This window comes from Actinomyces sp. oral taxon 849 str. F0330 (genome assembly GCF_000239715.1).
In the GTDB taxonomy this organism is placed as follows: Bacteria; Actinomycetota; Actinomycetes; order Actinomycetales; family Actinomycetaceae; genus Actinomyces; species Actinomyces johnsonii.
Genome location: NZ_JH470382.1, coordinates 1 through 1498 on the forward strand (window position 1 = coordinate 1; position 1498 = coordinate 1498).

The 1498-nt window shown below is 66.5% G+C and carries 1 protein-coding gene; it reads right to left on the reverse strand.

Features of this window, described 5'->3' with window-relative positions; all coding sequences use genetic code 11:
• Positions 1–1256, reverse strand: a 1256-nt coding sequence (locus HMPREF0975_RS14215) for a DUF418 domain-containing protein (RefSeq protein WP_009234936.1), incomplete at its 3' end; no start/stop codon positions are given.
• Positions 1257–1498 lie beyond the last annotated feature (242 nt).

The following is a 1498-nucleotide window of genomic DNA, read 5'->3' on the forward strand; positions in this document are numbered from 1 at the left end:
AGCCGCTTGCGCTCACTGCGGGCCACGGCGGTGCGCAGCAGCGTCTCGAAGGGACCGGCATGCCCACCGCGCTCCAGCGCCGCGCACAGGCCAACCGTCACCAGCCACACCGCCAGGGCGATAAGCGCGGCCACAGCCTGCCCCACCCACAAGCGCTGCCCCACGACCAGGACAGGAACAATGACGAAGATGGTCCCGAACAGGATCGTCTGACTCAAGTAGGCCGTCATCGACCTGCGCCCGACGGCGGAGGCCAGCCGACGCAGCCCCGTCAACCTGCCGTCCTCCCTGGGCCCACCGGCGTACAGGGCCAACAGCGCCAACCAGCCGCAGGCGCCGACGATGCCGAAGAGCTCCTTCACGGCGAAGTCCCACGGCCACTGCGAGACGGGCAACACGTTGGTCAAAGCGCTATGGAGCGCCGCGAGGGCTCCCAGGGCCAGGCCGCCGATCCCTGTCGAGATGAGCAGGCGGCGGTGCCGATCCGGCTGGATGATGATGCCGGTATCGGCCAGACGTGCGCCGATCGCCGCGGCGGGAACGATCAGTGTGACGAGGACCTGCACGAACAGAAAGAAGAACCAGTTCGCGATATTGACGACGAACCAGGGCAGCACCGTTACAGTCGGGTTCTCCTGCTGACCTGACCACACGGCGGCGGTCTCAGGAGAGACGAAACTCACGACCAAGAAGAGCGAGAACGCGGTCAGCGCAATGATGGCACCGACGACGTACAGGCGGACGTACCTCTTGTGGGCGAACCATCCGGCAAAGATGACAGCGGCCAGACCGTAGGCGCCGATGATGTCGCCGGAGAAGAAGATGCCGTGGACGAACCCGAACAGGATCATCCACCAGCCGCGGCGCCGCACCAGGCGACGGGCATCGACGGTGGCCTGCTCACGCGCCCAGGACTCCTCCTGCGACGTCGGCTCACGCCCCGCATCCACCTCGGGCAGGGACTGAAGATAGCTCTGTGTCCCGGAGGCGATACGCCGATTAATCATCGTCATCAGCCCGAAGCCGAACAGCATTGCGAACAACGGGTAGGCCCGATGGTCGACGAACAGCGTCCGGATGAACACCCACCAGGCATCGGCCGCCGGGACCGGGGAAGTACCCACGATCATGCTAGCCGGCACTTTGTTCCATGTCGGGACGTTGGCCACTGCCACGAACAGGAGCATGAAGCCACGGGCCACATCGGGGGCCGGGTAGCGCACGCCCCGGCCGGTGAAGGAGGTCGTCATCCGCATGTGACCGATCTTACGGTTGATCCGGTTGGCGTTTCATCTACACGGGGATCATTCCCCGAGAACCGGAACAGAAGGGGTGACGCACACGGCGGCACCCCGGAGGTCTCGGCCGTGGTGTCGTCCACCGCGCGACTGCTGTGCGAATCGCCCTGCGAACCGACGTCTCAGCGCTGCGGGAACCGCGTGGACCTGGTGGGGACGAGCGCGGTGCTCACTGCGCCCCCGGGACGCCCGCCGCCCCG